This window comes from Flagellimonas marinaquae (genome assembly GCF_003992675.1).
Classification (GTDB): domain Bacteria; phylum Bacteroidota; class Bacteroidia; order Flavobacteriales; family Flavobacteriaceae; genus Flagellimonas; species Flagellimonas marinaquae.
In genome coordinates this window covers 333,516-350,941 of the sequence record NZ_RZMZ01000014.1, presented here as the reverse complement: position 1 = coordinate 350,941, position 17,426 = coordinate 333,516, and the positions used below count along the sequence as shown (strand labels likewise).

Sequence of the window (17,426 nt, the reverse complement as noted above, 5' to 3'; positions counted from 1 at the left end):
GGATAGTATGCGGATAGTTTTGGCTGTTTTTCTATGCTGTGTGATCAAGGTAAGCGCACAAACCTATGAAATAGGTGTGTTTGCCGGGGGCACCAACATGATAGGCGATGTAGGGAAGACCAATTATATCTTGCCTTCGGGGCCGGCTTTTGGCGGTATCTTTAAATGGAACAAAGGAAAACGGTACGCTTGGCGGGGAAGTGTGCTCTACGGAGAATTTACCGCCGATGATTCCAAATCACATATGCCATCGCGCAAACAAAGAGGGTATACGGTAGATAATTCCATTTTGGAGTTTTCCGCTGGACTGGAAATCAACTTTGTGGAATACAACCTCCATCAGCTCGGACCCGCCTTCACACCTTACTTGTACACCGGTATTACTTACTTCAGATACGATTTTAATTATATTGATGCCCTTCAAATGCAGGATATTAACCAAAAAGAAGGTAGTTTTGCAATTCCAATGACGGTTGGGGCTAAGTATCGTTTAAATCAATTCTTGATCCTTGGTGCCGAAATTGGGGCCAGGTATACGTTTACGGACAATTTGGACGCAAGCAACCCTGAAGGTTCCAATTTTGAGCAGTTCCGATTCGGGAATATATTGAGCGACGACTGGTACGTATTTACAGGTATAACATTGACCTATACCTTTGGACGTAAGCCCTGCCAGGATTGTTTTCAATAAAATGCACACACTAGAGGACGTAGACAAAGAGAGACTGCCAAAGCATGTAGCCATCATTATGGACGGTAATGGGAGGTGGGCCAAACAACGGGGCAAAATCCGCATGTTTGGGCACGAGAATGGTGTGGAGTCCGTTAACCAGACCGTGGAAAGCTGCGCTAAGCTCCAGATTCCTTTTTTAACCCTTTACGCTTTTTCAACCGAAAACTGGAACCGCCCCAAAACTGAAATCGATACGTTGATGAAGCTTTTGGTCAATGCCCTTAAAAGAGAGCTCAAGACCTTGAACAAGCACGATATAAGACTTCGGGCCATCGGAAAAATAGATACCTTGCCCTCCAAGGTGCATAAAGAACTCACCGAGGTGATGCAGAAAACCGAAAACAATTCGGGCATGACCCTTACCCTGGCATTGAGCTATGGCTCCCGAGAGGAGATAAAAACAGCGGTTCAGGAGATTGCGACCAAAGTTAAAAATAACATAATTTCCCCCGAAAATATTGATGAAACAGTTATAAATACACATCTTTACGCGCACTTTTTGCCTGATGTAGACCTACTTATACGCACCAGTGGCGAATGTAGGATAAGTAATTTTTTACTTTGGCAGATTGCATACGCCGAATTATATTTTATTGATGTATTTTGGCCCGATTTTAGAGAAAACCATTTGGTAGAGGCCATATTAAGTTACCAAAATAGAGAACGACGATTTGGAAAAACGAGCGAACAACTTAACTAAGGGTATCACAAACCACCTACTTTCAGCCCTTTTTATTCCCCTATTTTTATTTACCTTCCAAGGTATTGCCCAAGAAACCGATTTCGAGAACGGCAAGCAATACATCCTGGGCGGGCTTTCGGTAACCGGACTCCAAAGCTATAACGAGCAAACCGTAAAAAGCTATACGGGCCTGCGTGTAGGACAACCCATTAAGGTACCTGGCGATGAAATCAGTGCTGTAATCAAAAAGTTGTGGAACTTGGACCTCTTCAGCAATGTTGAGATGTACTACACCAAAATTGAGGACGATAAAATCTTTTTGGAGCTGAACATAACGGAGCGACCAACGCTGAACAGTGTTACCGTTTATGGGGTCAAAAAGCGAAAAGTAGAGGACATCATAGAGGATACCGACCTGAAAAAGGGGAAAAAGATTACCGAGAGCTTGATTGCCAATACCAAGAACTACCTTCAGAATAAATATAAAAAACAAGGATACCTTAACGCCAAGGTGAATATCGCTACCTCTGTGGATACCTCGGGCACCAATGTGGAGAACATGGTCATCAACGTGAGCAAGGGCGATAAGGTCAAAATAAGGAAGATCAACTTTGTGGGCAATGAAAAATTGTCCAACAAACGACTGAAAAAATCACTGAAGAATACCAAAAAGAAAAAGTTTTATCGTTTCTGGAAAAAATCCAAATACATTGCTGCAGACTTTGAAGAAGATCTTGACAATTTAGTGGATACCTACGCAGAGCGAGGCTATCGTGATGCAAGGGTGCTTTCGGATACCTTCGTAAAACTGGATGACAAAAACATTGAGCTTACCATAGAGGTAGAGGAAGGTGATAAGTACTATTTTGGGGATATCGACTTTGTGGGCAATTCCGTGTATACCGATAGGCAGTTGAGCCAAGTGCTGGGCATCAAAAAAGGGGATACCTATAATGGAGTATTGCTAAAGGAACGCGTAGCGGACGATTCCGATCCAGATGCGGTAGACCTTACCAACCTCTACCAAAATAACGGGTACCTCTTTTCGACCATTAACCCGGTTGAAGTTTCGGCGGTCAATGACACCATCGATTTCGAAATCCGTATCATCGAAGGTAAGGAGACATTTCTGGACCATGTGACCGTCTCGGGCAACGATAAGACCAACGACCACGTGATTTATAGGGAAATCAGGACCCGTCCAGGCCAAAAGTATAGCAAGTCCAACATTGTAAGGACCATTCGCGAATTGGGACAGTTGGGATTCTTTGATGCCGAGCAGATCGTGCCGGACATCCAAAATCCTAATCCAAATGAAGGTACAGTGGATATCAATTATAGTTTGGTAGAAGCTGGTTCCAGCCAAATCGAACTCCAAGGAGGTTTTGGTGGTGGAGGCTTTATTGGAACCTTGGGACTTTCGTTCAACAACTTTTCTATAAAAAATATTTTCAATAAGGAAGCCTATAAACCAGTTCCCATGGGAGATGGGCAAACCTTTGCTTTGCGCTTGCAGGCCAGTAGGACATTCCGGGTGTACAGTTTGAACTTCTCCGAACCTTGGTTAGGAGGAAAAAAACCGGTTAGGTTCAACTTCTCGCTATCACGTACACAGCAATTTGCTACGCAATTCAACCCGAACGGTAGATTTGATGTGGACAAGTCCAGGGGCTTCGCCATCACGGGAATTACGGCAGGACTTGCAAAACGGGTGCAATGGCCTGATGATTTCTTCACGCTGTCACACTCTGTGAGCTACCAGTTATATGACTTTAACGATTTTGCCAGCGGACTATTCAATTTTGGTAACGGTAGTTCCAATGCGTTGACATATACCTTCGGTCTGTCCAGAAGTTCACAAGGACCCAGTAGAATTTTCCCGACCTCCGGTTCCAACTTTGAATTGACCGCCAAGTTTACCCCACCCTACTCATTGTTCAGCGGAAAGGATTTCGCTGCCTTAAGGGATGATGTCGATGAAGTCAACCGCAGAATACGTGAAATCGGCGAACCGGCCAATACCGAAGAGCAATTGGAATTGAACAGGCTTCGGGACAACCTGGAGTTGTTGGAAGAGGAAAGATTTAAATTGCTGGAATACTACAAAATTAAATTTAGGGGAGATTGGTATACCTCTATCGTGGGCAAACTGGTATTGCGTACCAATGCAGAGTTCGGTTTCCTTGGAGCCTACAACCAAGATATTGGCGACGTTCCCTTTGAGCGTTTTTACGTAGGGGGCGATGGTCTCGGAAACTTTACCTTGGACGGTAGGGACGTTGTTCAGTTAAGAGGTTACGATAACCAATCCCTTACCCCTTATATCACCAACCCGATCACCAATAGGTTGGAGCAAGAAGGAGGTACCATCTACAATAAATACTCTTTGGAACTTCGTTACCCGTTAACGTTGAAACCATCTGCCTCCATTTATGCACTATCATTTTTGGAAGCAGGTAATGCCTTCAACAATTTTAGCAACTATAATCCGTTTGAATTAAAAAGATCTGCCGGAGTGGGGCTACGTATTTTTATGCCGGCATTCGGACTCTTGGGGATTGATTTTGGTTATGGCTTCGATACCGATGCCCGACCAGGATCGGTTGGACCAAGCGGCTGGCAAACACACTTCATCATCGGGCAGCAGTTTTAATACATGGAAAATGTGCTGGGCTTATTGTTAAATAGCTTATTTCTAATTAATTAGTAATTTTGGCACGATATTTTCTATAACAAACGCGGAATCAAAGATGAATACCAAAGTTCTTTTAGCAGTAGCAGTTTTGATGACTTCTCTCTACGGATTCGCCCAACGTGGTGTCCGTATCGGATATGTGGATATGGAATATATCCTCGAAAATGTGGAAGAATATCGGGACGCTACCGAACAATTGAATGCCAAGGCACAAAAGTGGAAGCAGGAAATAGAGCTGAAACAGAGTGTTGTTGAACAGATGAAAAAAGATCTGATGGCCGAAAAGGTGCTGTTGACGGACGAGCTCATTTTGGAGCGCGAAGAGGAAATCCAGTTGCTGGAAAAGGAAATGCTGGACTATCAACAAGATCGTTTTGGACCACAAGGGGATTTGGTGCTGCAAAAACAGCTCTTGATCCAACCGATACAGGACCAAGTTTTCAATGAAGTCCAAAAAATCGGAGCTAATAAAAGATACGATTTTATTTTTGATAAATCCGCAGATGTTGTAATGTTGTACTCCGAAAAAAGGCACGATATCAGTGACTTAGTTTTAAGGGAGATAGGACGTACCAGAAAAATAAGTGCATCCAACAAAAAACAAGAGGAACAGAGCCGTTTGGAACAGTTCCAAGAGGAGGAAGATGACATAAGTGATGCCCTTAGGGAGCGGCAAGAACAAGCTGCCGAAGCCCTTGAAGAGCGGGAAAAGGCCGCCGAGGCAACAAGGGCGCAAAAGTTGCAAGAGCGCGAAGAGCGTAAAAAAGCATACGAAGAACGAAGAAGAAAACTTTTGGAAGAGCGTGAGGCCAAGAGGAAAGAAAAATTGGAAGAACGAAAAAAAGCGCAAGAACAACAAAAGGATTCAATAGGATAGTTTATATTGAAACACTAAATTTAAAGTCAAAAAAGTAACGTTGAGAATCATGAAAAATGTAAAAAGAATTGCGGTAGCCCTCGTATTGTTTGTAGCGGCTACGGGTTTTGTAAATGCGCAGAGCAAGGTTGCCCACATTAATGTACAGCAACTATTGTCTGAAATGCCGGAGATGAAGGCTGCACAAGCTGAATTGAAGAAATTACAGGAAACCTACAGAGCAGACATCCAAAGCTCCATGACCGAGCTTCAGAACAAGTATACCCAATACCAAAACGAAGCTACTTCCAAAACAAGGGAAGAAAACGAGCAAAGAGCTGTAGAGCTTCAAGGTTTTGAGCAAAATATTCAGGAAGCCGAGCAAGCTGCCATGCAAGAAATGCAGAAAAAGCAGCAGGAATTGTTCGCTCCAATCTCTGAAAAGGCAAAAGCGGCCATCGAAAAAGTAGCGGCAGCCCAAGGTTATGATTATGTAATCGATGCCAGCCCAGGATTGGGACTTCTCGTTTCCAAGGGAAAAGACCTATTGCCAGCGGTAAAGCAGGAACTAGGTTTCTAAAAGATTATATTGCAAACAAAAAAACCGCTTTAAAAGAGCGGTTTTTTTATGCCGTAAAAAGTGAAGCACCTATTTTTAGACATGGAAAATCCGATTGGCATTTTTGATTCTGGGGTAGGAGGTACATCCATTTGGAAGGAGGTGGCCAAAACACTGCCCCATGAGCATACCATTTACTTGGCCGATAGTGCCAATGCTCCTTATGGCGAAAAGTCGAAGGAAGAGATTGTAAGACTCAGTATCAAAAATACCGAGTACTTGCTCAAACAAAACTGTAAGATTATTGTAGTGGCATGCAACACCGCCACCACCAACGCCATTGATTACTTACGCTCCCATTACAAGGTCCCTTTTATAGGAATTGAACCTGCCATTAAGCCAGCCGCGCTTCAGACCAAGACCAAAAAGGTTGGTGTGCTGGCCACCAAGGGTACCCTTTCCAGCAGTCTGTTCCACAACACTTCCAAACTCTTTGCCGAAGGTATTACCGTATTGGAGCAGGAAGGAAAAGGATTGGTGGAGCTCATTGAGGCAGGTAAAATCGAATCCGAGGAAATGAGAGACCTGCTCATCGATTTTTTACAGCCCATGCTCAATCAAGATATCGACTGTTTGGTGTTGGGGTGTACCCATTATCCCTATTTGATACCAGTTTTAAAGGATATATTGCCAGGGCACATCAACATTATCGATTCTGGTGAGGCCGTGGCACGCCAGACCAAGGCCGTTTTGGAGCAAAACAGCTTACTTTCCAACTCGGAGGATTCCCCCGAGCACCTCTTTTACAGTAATGCTGATACCGAAGTCCTAAAAACACTGGTAAATACGCCCTCCGCAAAGGTTTCCTATCTTGATTTTTAGTCGGATGAAACCTTCACCCCCTGCGAAAAATAGAAATCCAGAAGCTTATTTCCTTTTATAGGTGAGGTACGTAAAACTGTATTGGTGCCTATCATCCTTTGGATGATGTTCCTCTTTCACCAGTTCCCATTGGTCCGTATCGATTTCGGGAAAAAATGCATCCGCTTCAAACGAACCGTGTACCCTCGTCAGTTCAATATCCGTAGCACGGTCCATGGACTGCTTATAAATCTCACCACCCCCTATAATAAAAGCGGTCTCCTTATCGTCCACCAAAGCAATGGCATCCGCCAAGGAATGTACTATGGTGCAAGGAAACTTGGGTTGATAGTCCTCATCGCGGGTAATGGCAATATGTGTGCGGTTGGGTAATGGTTTGGGGAAACTCTCCAAGGTTTTTCTGCCCATAATGATTTTGTGCCCCGAGGTTAGGCTCTTGAACCGTTTAAAATCATCCGGTAAATGCCATACCAAATCGTTGTCCTTGCCCAAAGCATTGTTTTCGGCCGCAGCCGCAATAATGACCAATCGCTTCATTGATCTTTTTTTTTATTGATTTTGGAAAGTGGAAAGTCTGTTTCTATTTCCTTTTGGATCTCACCGATTCGTTTTTTCTGAAGGTCGACCAAGCGCTCGCGTTGCTCACGTTCCCATTGTTGTCCCATAAACTTTTTGGTCACAAATACATTAAAGGTGTGCAGGGCAATCAAAAAGGTCCAGAAAAGCACTACCCAAAAGGACCAATCATAAGCTTCTCCATACTTTAAGACTTTGTTGGCAAGAATCAGGAAAATACTACCGATCAAAAAAAGCACTAAGTGGTAATAAAGCCTTTTCTTTTGTTTGATGCGTTGATGCGCATGTTCCAAAAGCTCGTGCTGCTCCAAATCTATTTCCGACTTCTTCTTTTTACCAAATGACAACATGGAATGGCTATCTTTAACAACAAAGATAACTGAATTACAGACAAAATTCCCGTCATGCAGAACCTTAGAAAAAAATTCCCCGTGCTCAACCAATGTATTTATGCCAATACCGCCTCGGCAGGTCTTCTGAGCGAAGATTTGATGGAATGGCGCCAAGGACACGACCTCGATTTTCTGATCGGGGGCAGCGAAATGAAGGTTAAAGGATTTGCCCATATGCCCGAGATCAAAAAGGTAGTTGGTCAATTTTTTAATTGCAGACCCGAGAACGTGGCTTTGGTACCTAACTTCAGTTTGGGGTTCAACTTACTGCTTGAGGGACTGCCCAAGGACAAAAAGGTCTTGTTGGTGAATAAGGACTACCCTAGTGTCAATTGGCCTTTCGAGACACGGAATTTTGAGCGGGATTATGTGGATGCCGACGAGCATATGGAAGAAAGTATCCGCGCCAAAGTGAAGGGTGGTGACTTCGACGTTTTGGCGCTCAGTTTGGTGCAATGGGTAAATGGGGTGCGGATAGATCTTGATTTTTTAAAAGATTTGAAAAAGGAGTTTCCCAATTTGATCATCATTGCCGATGGCACCCAATTCTGTGGCATGGAGCCTTTCGACTTTGAGGACTCCGGAATCGATATTCTGGGTGCGAGTGCCTACAAATGGATGTTGGCCGGCTATGGTAACGGATTCTATTTGGTAAAGGAGGCGGTGATGGACCAATTTGAATTACGTGGTATCGGGAACGGTTCTGTGGACAACGATGCCTCCAAGCGAAACAGTATCACCTTTTGTAAATACATGGAGCCCGGCCATTTGGATTCCTTGAATTTCGGTAGTTTGGAATTCGCCGTTCACTTTTTGGACGAGATTGGGCAGGAAAATGTGCAGGCTCAATTACAAAAGTTGTCCCAAAGGGCCATGGAGGCCTTTTCGGAGCTTGACCTTTTAGAGCCTGCTGTGGTCAAACGCAAGCAACATAGTACTATTTTTAGTGTCAAGGGCGATGAGCAGCTTTTTCAAAAATTGACCAATGAGAATGTGGTTGCCTCACTTCGGGGAGATGGTATTCGGTTAAGCTTTCATTTTTACAATACCGTAGAGGAAATAGATGTTATAGCAACACTTCTAAAACGCTGGACATCAACCTCGTAATCGGCAAAAAACCAATAGTTAATTTGATAAAAGTAATCATCAGGTTAGCTCGATTTTATCAAATTGATAAATCGATTCTAACTAATTGTAAATAAATGGTTTTATGCATTGCTTTGTACCGGAATTAAATTTTTGAGTACCATGGCAATTAAAAAACAATACCTAAAGAGCAAGCCTGTTTGCAAAGTAACATTTACAGTTCCAGCAGATGAGGCGAAAACAGTTGCGGTAGTGGGGGATTTCAACAAATGGAACCCTAAAAAGAGCACCTTGAAGAAATTGAAGAACGGCACCTTTAAAGGAACGTTCGAGCTGCCTGTCGAGAACAGCTACGAGTTCAGATATTTGATTGACGGCGCTTACGAGAACGACGGGGAAGCCGATCGTTTCCAGTGGAACGATTACGCCGGAGCCGAGAACGCTGTTCTAGAAGTCTAAAAACATAGTTTCCGCCATTGGTTAGCCCCAAAACCAATGGCGGTTCTTTTTCCAACCGATCTCTTCTTCACCTTGAACTTGTTTCAGGGTTCCAAGAATCTCGGTATCATCTGGCAATATGCTAAAAGCTGCCTTTACAGTCAGACAAGCGAGTTCAGCACAACGCTCCAGAAAGAATCACTTCGCCCAGTAATCTACCACTAGCACATCGGCAATGTGCGGACCGGCAATTTCGGTAAAAGCCACATGGTCTGGATGGGTAAGATAGGTATCGCGGTCCTTTTCACTTTCAAACGTCAACAGGAAGCAATGGGTAAGTTCCTTGTTCAGGTTTTCAGGGCTGTTGTTGAGGCCTTTTTCGTAACCTTTGATTTCTGAAATTTTGGAAGGCAGCGCATCGAATGCTGCTTCTACCTGTGCTATCTCTTCGGCCGACGAAGCCTCGTTAAATTTGAACAATACCACATGCCTTAGTTGAGGTACAGCAGTTTCTTGGTTTGTTTCCACGGTAATTTCCTGTGTTTCGGTGGTTTCTTTTTTCGGCTCTTCGCCACAACTGGCGAATAATAGGGCGGCGAATAGGGTGATGATGGTGGGTTTCATGGCTAATGGTTGATAATTAAAACTTGAACAGCTCTACAAACTCAATTTCAAGAGCAATTGCAATCGTGTAAAGCGTATAGGTGTTTGCGGAAACTTTGTGGTTTTCGATGAGTTCGATATGCTGTTTGTCACGACCGCATAACCTGCCCAACTCAGCTTGAGAAATGTTTTTCTCTTTTCTTAGCTGTTTGATTCGATTTCCGATTTTAACTGATAATTCCTGCTTGGTCAACATTGAAAATATCCTAACAAAGCAAAATTGACCAGATAAAACAGAAGAAACGTCATAATAAAATATGACGATTTAAAAATATCACCTACATTAGGGTCATATTTTAGTATGACCATGGAAGATGCGGCAAAAAATACCACGGTAATAGTTTTTTCTGAATTATTTGAAGATGCTTATGCTTCACCCGACGAATTGGCAAATGTGCTGGATATGGGAATCGAAATGCTTTTTTATGTAGAAGAAGGCTCCTTTTCTAAAGAAGATATTCGAAATGTGGTAACCGCTCTGAGAAAGGTAATCTTGGAGCTTAGAAAATGATGATTTAAAGCCTACTGGTAGTGCAATCCTGCCTTGGTCGACAGACAGGCTTCACCCTCGTTCTGTTATTGAGGCGGTATGGGAGTTGTATCGGTCATGAGCCATGAGACTATCACTAGCAGGTGGGTTTCATGTTGGAAGGATTTGTTTTAGAGTCGAAAGTGCATTGGAATAGAATAAGGAACTTTTACAGGCTCTCCATTGACCATTCCAGGAGACATGTTTGGTAGTAGTTTGATTATTCTCAAAGCCTCTTCCTTTAAAATGTATTCCCCATTTAATCTGATATTTTCAATTTTTCCGTCCCGATTAATATCAAAAATGATGTAAACTGTTCCGGAAATGCCTTTTTCCATGGCCAATTTTGGGTAATTAAAATTAGCCTTGATATGATTCTGCATTTTTTCTTGAAAACAGGTGCGGGCTTGCTGCTCGCTTAATTCTTCGCAACCGGGGAACCTTGGAATCTCATGCACCTCTCCACCCGAATAGACATTTTTATTTTTGATATGCTTGTAAGCTATGGTTTCTCCATTTTTATCGACCAAGAAATCAAAAGAAAATGCATGTATTGAGGCAAGTGGTTTTCTGTTTTGGATTTGACTTATGTCGATGGTATAAAAAACATCTTTGAGGTCCTCGTTGTATTTATTGCCCAGCTTTTTATCCTGAATGGCAACAAAACTTTTTTCAGAAATAATGTCATTGTTGAGTCCGTATACCAGGCGTGCGCCTACTTTTAAGGTGTCTTTATCGTATTTAAGGAATTGTTTTACTCTCTTTTTGTCGGTAATAAAGGCTATCACTTGATTCTTTAAATACTCATAAAAGCATTCACTTTTATTTGAATTGCTCTCGCATGCCGGAATTAGTATCTGTTCTTGGGGAAAGTACTCAAAATCACTTTGTGGAAACACACTCCCAAATGTGAACAGAGTACAAATGATAAAAATAGTTCTGAGCATAGCTAATAATATTTTGATGCTCTACCTTAGACAGCAACCACTCCCTTAATATGCGGATGAGGGTCGTAGTTGAGTAGCTCAAAATCATCAAAGGTAAAGTCAAAAATGTCCTTCACCTCAGGATTCAATTTCATGGTGGGCAAGGGTCGTGGATCACGGCTCAATTGCAGCTCCACCTGCTCCATGTGGTTGTTGTAAATATGGGCATCACCAAAGGTGTGTATAAACTCTCCGGGTTGGTAGCCACATACTTGGGCCATCATTAAGGTGAAAAGGGCATAGGAGGCAATATTGAACGGAACGCCCAAAAAGATGTCCGCACTGCGCTGGTACAATTGACAGGACAATTTTCCATCGGCCACATAAAATTGGAAAAAAGCATGGCAGGGCGGGAGGGCGGCCTTTCCGTTGGCCACGTTCGCTGCAAAAGATACCGAAGTGTCCGGTAACACACTGGGATTCCAGGCTGAAACCAACATTCTTCTGCTGTTCGGGTTGGTTTTCAAGGTGTCGATCACTTCCTTGATCTGATCGATTTCCTCACTGTTCCAATTGCGCCATTGGTGCCCGTATACTGGTCCCAAATCACCGTTTTCATCGGCCCATTCGTTCCAGATACGTACCCCGTTTTCTTGCAAATACGCGATATTGGTATCGCCTTTCAGAAACCACAATAATTCGTGGATAATGGATTTTAGGTGCAATTTTTTGGTGGTTACCATGGGAAAGCCCTCGGCAAGGTCGAACCGCATTTGATAGCCAAAAACGCTCAAGGTTCCTGTTCCGGTGCGGTCGCCTTTTTGGTTGCCGTGCTCCAATACGTGTTTCAGAAGGTCGTGGTACTGTTTCATGCTGTTTGTTCCGTTACAATGTAATTTCGAGTGGTTTTCCGCGAGCGGAAAATGGTATCGAGAAATCTTTTCCGATTAGATTTAAGTCATCTTGACGCCCCTTCGATTTCGCTCAGGGCAATAGCTCTGATGTGACCAAAAATCAATCCTTCGAAATTAATCCAATAGGCAGATTCTTGAAATAGAAATGGGGAAGACTTATAAAGAGTTTATTAACTGGGGCAAAAGGGATTTAGTTGAATGGTCAATGGTTTGATTTGTTTAAAATTCCGAGGTTGAATTTTATGTTCTGATTTTTCTGATTCTTAAAAAAGACCATTGGCCTTCTACCCTTTACCCTTTGTCCTTGTACCTAACCTACCCCAAAATCATCCCGGCGATGGTAGCGGATAACAGCGATGCCAAGGAGCCTCCCAAAACAGCTTTCATCCCAAAGGAGGAGAGTACTTTTCGCTGACCGGGCGCCAAAGAACCAATACCCCCAATCTGAATACCGATGGAGGCGAAGTTGGCAAAGCCACAAAGCATGTAAGTCGCCATGATTACGGATTTGTTGTAGGTAAAATGCACCCCGCTAGTGACGTTTTTAAGGTCTGCCAGCTGAATGTATCCCACAAACTCACTTGCTGCCAATTTTATTCCGAGCAGCTGTCCCATCAGCATAATATCTTCGTTGGCTACGCCAATAAGCCACATGAGTGGAGCGAAAACGGTCCCTAGAATGGCCTCCAAGGAAAATTCTGTGTATGGCGAATTGGCTGCAATCCAGTTGTTGAAAGTGGTGAAATCACCGATCCAACCCAAAATACCATTGATCATGGCAATGAAAGCTACGAATACCAAAAGCATGGCTCCAACATTCAGGGCGAGCTTTAACCCTTCGGTAGTTCCATTGGCAATGGCATCCAATATGTTGTCCCCAATTTTTTCCGAAGACACTTCCACATCGGTATTGACTTCTTCGGTCTGGGGATACAATATTTTTGAAATAACGATGGCTCCGGGGGCTGCCATTACTGATGCGGCCAAAAGGTGCTTGGCAAATACGAGGCGCAACTCCGGGTCATCCCCACCCAAAAATCCGATGTATGCGGCCAACACGGCTCCTGCTACGGTTGCCATTCCACCTATCATCACCAACAGGATTTCGGATTTGTTCATTTTTTCCAGATAGGCCTTGATGAGCAGTGGGGCCTCGGTCTGGCCCAAAAAGATATTCCCCGCCACCGAAAGGCTTTCTGCTCCCGATATGCCCAAGCTTTTGGAAAGCAGCCAGGCCATCCATTTTACTACTACTTGGATAACGCCCAAATAGTAAAGAACGGAGGTCAAGGCAGAGAAAAATATGATGGTAGGCAGCACCTGAAAGGCAAAAATGTACCCAAACGTATCCATGTCCACTACCAATCCTTCAAAGAGAAACTGGCTACCGGCACGGGTAAACTCCAAAATGTTTACAAAAAGGTTACCGACTTGATCAAAGATGTATTGCACAAAAGGGACCTTAAGTACACCAATGGCAATCAAAACTTGCAGCGAAAGCCCTATTCCGACAGTCTTCCATTTAATTGCCCTGCGATTGGAACTGAACAAAAAGGAAATCAAAATAAGCACGGCCATACCCAATGCACCTCGCAACAGTGTATTGAGGGTAAAGCCTTGGTTGGGAACAATCTGGGAGGTTTGCTCAACAGGAATATCCTGGGTGATTGTAGTTCCGATGGCAAGGTTAAGGGAATCTGCGGGCAGTGCATCTTGGCCAATAGCGACCGAACATAGGAATAGTAGTGTCAGTAAACTCAGGGTCTTTTTCGCCATGTAGGGTACTTGTTTATTTACGCTTGGAAATTTCATCCCTTAACTTGGCGGCCTTTTCGTAGTCTTCGCTGGCGACTGCCTTGTCCAATTCGGCATGTAGTTCTTGTAGGGACATTTCGCGGTAACCGTGGGTGTCCGCGCCCGATTCTATTTCAACGGCCTCGCCTTCTTGCAGGATTTCGTCCACCATGATGCTGTCGTCCTCATCCTCCTCTTTTTCTTTGGAAGAGAATTTGAGGAAGATACCCGCTTTGTCCAAAATGGTTTTGTAGGTAAAAATGGGAGCATTGAACCGTAGGGCAAGGGCAATGGCGTCACTGGTGCGCGCATCGATAATTTCCTCCTCCTCGTTATCGCGCTCACAGATAATGCTGGAATAGAACACCCCATCCACCAATTTGTGGATAATGACCTGTTTGACCACAATCTTGAACCTATCTGCAAAATTTTTGAACAGATCGTGCGTCAAAGGTCTGGGCGGTTTGATTTCCTTTTCCAGGGCGATGGCGATGGATTGTGCCTCAAAAGCGCCTATGACTATGGGAAGTTTACGGTCGCCCTCCTCTTCGTTCAAAATAAGGGCGTAAGCGCCATTTTGCGTTTGGCTGTAAGATATTCCCTTTATTTTTAATCGTACTAAACTCATATATCTCCTCCTAAAGCAAAAGGGCTGTTCAAATAAGCGGCCTTGCCAGTTATCCGAACAGCCCCTTGCAATGGGCAAATTAACAAAATTTAAGCGTTTTGGGCTTTAAATTCTTTTAATTTTTCGATGAGTTCAGGTACTACCTCAAAGGCATCACCGACAATTCCGTAGTCGGCTGCCTTAAAGAAAGGTGCTTCTGGATCGTTGTTGATGACCACTTTGACCTTGGAAGCATTGATTCCTGCCAAGTGCTGTATGGCTCCAGAGATGCCTATGGCGATGTAAAGGTTGCTGGCAACCGGCTTTCCGGTTTGCCCTACGTGCTCGCCATGAGGTCGCCATCCCATATCGGAAACAGGCTTGGAACAGGCAGTTGCTGCACCCAAAACGTCTGCTAAATCTTCGATCATGTTCCAGTTTTCAGGACCTTTAAGTCCACGTCCGCCGGAGACCACAATATCAGCGTCGGCAATGGTCGCTTTTCCGACTACGCGGTCCACTTCTACGGATTTTACGGTAAAGGCATTGTCGTCCAAAGATGGGCTGAAATCCTCAACTGAAGCGGATGTATTGTTTTCCACGACACCGAAGGCATTACTGGAAACACCGATAATCTTTATATCGGATGATATTTCGGTCATGGCAAAGCCTTTATTACTGAAAGCGGTACGTTTTACCACAAATGGCGAAGTGCTCTCTGGTGCTGCTACCACGTTGGGTACGTATCCTCCGGACAATTTGGCTGTCAAGATCGGCGCCAAGAACTTGCTGTCCGCACTGGAACTTAATACAACCACCTTGGCATCGGCGGCCTTGGCGGCCTGTGCCAACACCTCGGCATAAGCCTTCGCGTTAAAGGTTGCCAAGGAGTCGTTCGTAACTTTTAAGACCTTCGATACTCCATAGGTTCCCAAAGATGCATCGTCCTCGGCATTGAACGTTACAGCGGTAACTTCGGTGCCCAAGTCTTGAGCCACCTTGTATGCATAAGAGGCTGCTTCGAAGGCATTTTTCTTGAATTTTCCCTTAAGGGATTCGGTATATACTAGTACTGACATATTTTTCTGAAATTTCAATTTTCAAATCCCAAATTCCAAATGTTGGTATTTGGTGCTTTGAATATGAGTTTTGAATTTAAATCACTTTCGCTTCGTTGTGCAATAGTTCCACCAATTCACCAACGTTTCCTGCGTCCACCAGCTTTACGGGTCCTTTGGCAGCAGGTTTTTCAAATTTTTGGTCTTGTGTGGGTTTTTTGGCATCAACGGGCTCGACTACGTTCAATGCTTTTTTACGCGCCATCATAATACCTCTCATGTTGGGAATTCTAAGGTCGCTTTCCTCTACCAATCCTTTTTGTCCACCAATGACCAATGGAAGTGTGGTGCTGATCTTTTCTTTTCCACCATCGATCTCACGAACTGCGGTAGCGGTATTGCCATCAATCTCAAGGCTAATACAGGTGTTCACGAAGTTCATGTCCAATAAAGTGGCCAAAATACCGGGAACCATACCGCCATTGTAGTCGATGGATTCCCTTCCTGCGATGATAAGGTCATATCCCCCTTTTTTGACGACTTCGGCCAATTGTTCTGCCACAAAAAAGCCATCAGTGGGTTCTGCATTTACCCGAATGGCCTCGTCGGCACCAATGGCCAGTGCTTTTCGGATGGTTGGTTCGGTTTGGGGACCGCCAACGGTGACCACGTGTACTGCCGCACCTTGCTTTTCCTTGAACCACATGGCGCGGGTCAGGCCAAATTCATCATTGGGATTAATCACAAATTGAACCCCGTTTGTGTCAAACTTGGTATCGCCTTCCGTAAAATTGATTTTGGAAGTAGTATCCGGTACGTTGCTTATGCAAACTAAGATCTTCATATTAACTATAGGTTTTGGTCCTCAAATATAATTATAAAATCCGAAATTTATTATGCATGCATAATAAATTTTGTTCTTTTTTTGGATTTTGTCCCCGTTAGTTTCGGGTAGTTTTTCCTATTTTTGCTTGCGTTTTTAAGCAGACTATAACTATTTAGTACGATTCAATGAAAACATTACAATTTAGGGAGGCGATAGCTGAGGCTATGTCCGAAGAAATGCGAAGGGATGATACCATTTATTTAATGGGCGAGGAGGTAGCCGAGTACAACGGTGCATATAAGGCTTCCAAAGGAATGCTTGATGAGTTTGGCCCCGAGCGTGTTATCGATACCCCGATTTCGGAGCTTGGCTTTGCCGGTATAGGTGTAGGCTCTGCCATGAACGGCAATAGACCGATCATCGAATTCATGACCTTCAATTTTTCCTTGGTGGGGATTGATCAAATCATAAACAACGCTGCCAAAATCCGTCAGATGTCTGGTGGGCAGTTCAATTGTCCTATCGTTTTTAGGGGCCCTACGGCTTCTGCAGGACAGCTTGCGGCAACCCACTCCCAAGCGTTTGAGAGTTGGTTTGCCAATACTCCTGGCCTAAAGGTGGTGGTTCCGTCGAACCCAGCCGATGCAAAGGGATTGTTGAAATCCGCCATTCGTGACGACGACCCCGTGATTTTTATGGAATCGGAACAAATGTATGGCGATAAAGGAGAGGTGCCCGAAGGTGAGTATACCATTCCATTGGGTGTTGCCGATATTAAAAGGGAGGGAACGGACGTAACCATTGTTTCCTTTGGAAAAATTATCAAGGAGGCCTACAAAGCGGCCGATGAGTTGGAGAAGGAAGGCATTAGCTGCGAAATCATTGATTTGCGCACGGTCCGTCCAATGGACCATGAAACCATTCTTGCATCCGTGAAGAAAACCAATAGAATGGTGATTTTGGAAGAGGCTTGGCCTTTTGGTAACGTGGCTACCGAAATTATCTACCATGTTCAGGATAAGGCCTTCGATTATTTGGACGCCCCAATCGTTAAATTGAACACGGCAGATACTCCTGCACCGTATTCTCCAGTACTTTTGGCTGAGTGGTTGCCCAATCACGAAGATGTTATCAAGGCTGTTAAGAAAGTGTTATATAAGTTATAGAATCATATTTGTGCGTATATTAGCCCTGTCAACCTTGTTGACGG

At 44.0% G+C, this 17,426-nt stretch carries 20 protein-coding genes; 10 read left to right on the top strand and 10 right to left on the bottom strand.

Features of this window, described 5'->3' with window-relative positions; all coding sequences use genetic code 11:
- Nucleotides 1-7: 7 nt before the first annotated feature.
- The 6 genes from porG (at nucleotide 8) to murI (ending at nucleotide 6,407) form a co-directional block, all read left to right on the top strand.
- Nucleotides 8-691 (top strand): type IX secretion system protein PorG, encoded by a 684-nt coding sequence (gene porG / locus EO130_RS09170; protein ID WP_127141214.1) that lies wholly within the window; start codon nucleotides 8-10, stop codon nucleotides 689-691.
- A 1-nt stretch (nucleotide 692) separates the two neighbouring features.
- Nucleotides 693-1,433, top strand: coding sequence for an isoprenyl transferase (locus tag EO130_RS09165; protein WP_127141213.1), 741 nt, complete (start codon nucleotides 693-695; stop codon nucleotides 1,431-1,433).
- The gene (gene bamA, locus EO130_RS09160; protein WP_127141212.1) at nucleotides 1,405-4,068 is read left to right on the top strand and encodes an outer membrane protein assembly factor BamA; all 2,664 of its coding nucleotides are present in this window, start codon (nucleotides 1,405-1,407) and stop codon (nucleotides 4,066-4,068) included. The genes EO130_RS09165 and bamA overlap by 29 nt, the downstream gene beginning before the upstream one ends.
- 97 nt (nucleotides 4,069-4,165) lie before the next feature.
- A complete protein-coding gene (locus tag EO130_RS09155) occupies nucleotides 4,166-4,987 on the top strand; it encodes an OmpH/Skp family outer membrane protein (protein ID WP_127141211.1) in 822 nt (273 codons plus the stop codon).
- Nucleotides 4,988-5,036: 49 nt separating this feature from the next.
- Nucleotides 5,037-5,546, top strand: a complete 510-nt coding sequence (locus EO130_RS09150; protein WP_127141210.1) for an OmpH/Skp family outer membrane protein — start codon at nucleotides 5,037-5,039, stop codon at nucleotides 5,544-5,546.
- Between the two features lie 81 nt (nucleotides 5,547-5,627).
- Nucleotides 5,628-6,407: a glutamate racemase gene (gene murI / locus EO130_RS09145; protein WP_127141209.1), complete on the top strand. Its 780-nt coding sequence runs from the start codon at nucleotides 5,628-5,630 to the stop codon at nucleotides 6,405-6,407.
- A 45-nt stretch (nucleotides 6,408-6,452) separates the two neighbouring features.
- Here murI and EO130_RS09140 read toward each other — a convergent pair whose 3' ends face one another.
- Both EO130_RS09140 and EO130_RS09135 read right to left on the bottom strand, forming a co-directional pair.
- A complete protein-coding gene (locus tag EO130_RS09140; protein ID WP_127141208.1) occupies nucleotides 6,453-6,944 on the bottom strand; it encodes a dihydrofolate reductase in 492 nt (163 codons plus the stop codon).
- Nucleotides 6,941-7,333, bottom strand: coding sequence for a 2TM domain-containing protein (locus tag EO130_RS09135; RefSeq protein ID WP_127141207.1), 393 nt, complete (start codon nucleotides 7,331-7,333; stop codon nucleotides 6,941-6,943). Before EO130_RS09135 ends, EO130_RS09140 begins: the two co-directional genes overlap by 4 nt.
- A gap of 54 nt (nucleotides 7,334-7,387) precedes the next feature.
- Between EO130_RS09135 and EO130_RS09130 the strand changes: the two genes are divergently transcribed.
- Together EO130_RS09130 and EO130_RS09125 are read left to right on the top strand one after the other, a co-directional pair.
- A complete protein-coding gene (locus tag EO130_RS09130; RefSeq protein WP_127141206.1) occupies nucleotides 7,388-8,482 on the top strand; it encodes an aminotransferase class V-fold PLP-dependent enzyme in 1,095 nt (364 codons plus the stop codon).
- Between the two features lie 141 nt (nucleotides 8,483-8,623).
- The gene (locus EO130_RS09125) at nucleotides 8,624-8,920 is read left to right on the top strand and encodes an isoamylase early set domain-containing protein (protein WP_127141205.1); all 297 of its coding nucleotides are present in this window, start codon (nucleotides 8,624-8,626) and stop codon (nucleotides 8,918-8,920) included.
- Between the two features lie 177 nt (nucleotides 8,921-9,097).
- Here EO130_RS09125 and EO130_RS09120 read toward each other — a convergent pair whose 3' ends face one another.
- Together EO130_RS09120 and EO130_RS09115 are read right to left on the bottom strand one after the other, a co-directional pair.
- Nucleotides 9,098-9,523, bottom strand: a complete 426-nt coding sequence (locus EO130_RS09120) for a Dabb family protein (protein WP_127141204.1) — start codon at nucleotides 9,521-9,523, stop codon at nucleotides 9,098-9,100.
- A 16-nt stretch (nucleotides 9,524-9,539) separates the two neighbouring features.
- Nucleotides 9,540-9,758: a helix-turn-helix domain-containing protein gene (locus EO130_RS09115; protein ID WP_241244329.1), complete on the bottom strand. Its 219-nt coding sequence runs from the start codon at nucleotides 9,756-9,758 to the stop codon at nucleotides 9,540-9,542.
- A 111-nt stretch (nucleotides 9,759-9,869) separates the two neighbouring features.
- Here EO130_RS09115 and EO130_RS09110 point away from each other — a divergent pair, with 111 nt between their 5' ends.
- Nucleotides 9,870-10,073 (top strand): hypothetical protein, encoded by a 204-nt coding sequence (locus EO130_RS09110; RefSeq protein WP_206513142.1) that lies wholly within the window; start codon nucleotides 9,870-9,872, stop codon nucleotides 10,071-10,073.
- A 149-nt stretch (nucleotides 10,074-10,222) separates the two neighbouring features.
- Here the strand turns inward: EO130_RS09110 and EO130_RS09105 are convergent, their stop codons facing one another.
- The 6 genes from EO130_RS09105 to EO130_RS09080 all read right to left on the bottom strand — a co-directional run bounded on the left by EO130_RS09105 (nucleotide 10,223) and on the right by EO130_RS09080 (nucleotide 16,234).
- Entirely contained in the window at nucleotides 10,223-11,038 is an 816-nt protein-coding gene (locus EO130_RS09105) for an energy transducer TonB (RefSeq protein WP_127141202.1), read from the bottom strand.
- A gap of 26 nt (nucleotides 11,039-11,064) precedes the next feature.
- Nucleotides 11,065-11,889 (bottom strand): thymidylate synthase, encoded by an 825-nt coding sequence (locus tag EO130_RS09100; protein WP_127141201.1) that lies wholly within the window; start codon nucleotides 11,887-11,889, stop codon nucleotides 11,065-11,067.
- 357 nt (nucleotides 11,890-12,246) lie between these two features.
- A complete protein-coding gene (locus tag EO130_RS09095) occupies nucleotides 12,247-13,707 on the bottom strand; it encodes a NupC/NupG family nucleoside CNT transporter (protein ID WP_127141200.1) in 1,461 nt (486 codons plus the stop codon).
- 13 nt (nucleotides 13,708-13,720) lie between these two features.
- Entirely contained in the window at nucleotides 13,721-14,353 is a 633-nt protein-coding gene (locus tag EO130_RS09090) for a bifunctional nuclease family protein (protein ID WP_127141199.1), read from the bottom strand.
- An 89-nt stretch (nucleotides 14,354-14,442) separates the two neighbouring features.
- A complete protein-coding gene (locus tag EO130_RS09085) occupies nucleotides 14,443-15,411 on the bottom strand; it encodes an electron transfer flavoprotein subunit alpha/FixB family protein (RefSeq protein WP_127141198.1) in 969 nt (322 codons plus the stop codon).
- A 76-nt stretch (nucleotides 15,412-15,487) separates the two neighbouring features.
- Nucleotides 15,488-16,234: an electron transfer flavoprotein subunit beta/FixA family protein gene (locus tag EO130_RS09080; RefSeq protein ID WP_127141197.1), complete on the bottom strand. Its 747-nt coding sequence runs from the start codon at nucleotides 16,232-16,234 to the stop codon at nucleotides 15,488-15,490.
- 167 nt (nucleotides 16,235-16,401) lie between these two features.
- Here EO130_RS09080 and EO130_RS09075 point away from each other — a divergent pair, with 167 nt between their 5' ends.
- Nucleotides 16,402-17,382 carry a pyruvate dehydrogenase complex E1 component subunit beta gene (locus tag EO130_RS09075; protein ID WP_127141196.1) on the top strand — a complete coding sequence of 327 codons (981 nt, stop codon included), beginning with the start codon at nucleotides 16,402-16,404 and terminating at the stop codon, nucleotides 17,380-17,382.
- The last annotated feature ends 44 nt before the right edge of the window (nucleotides 17,383-17,426 follow it).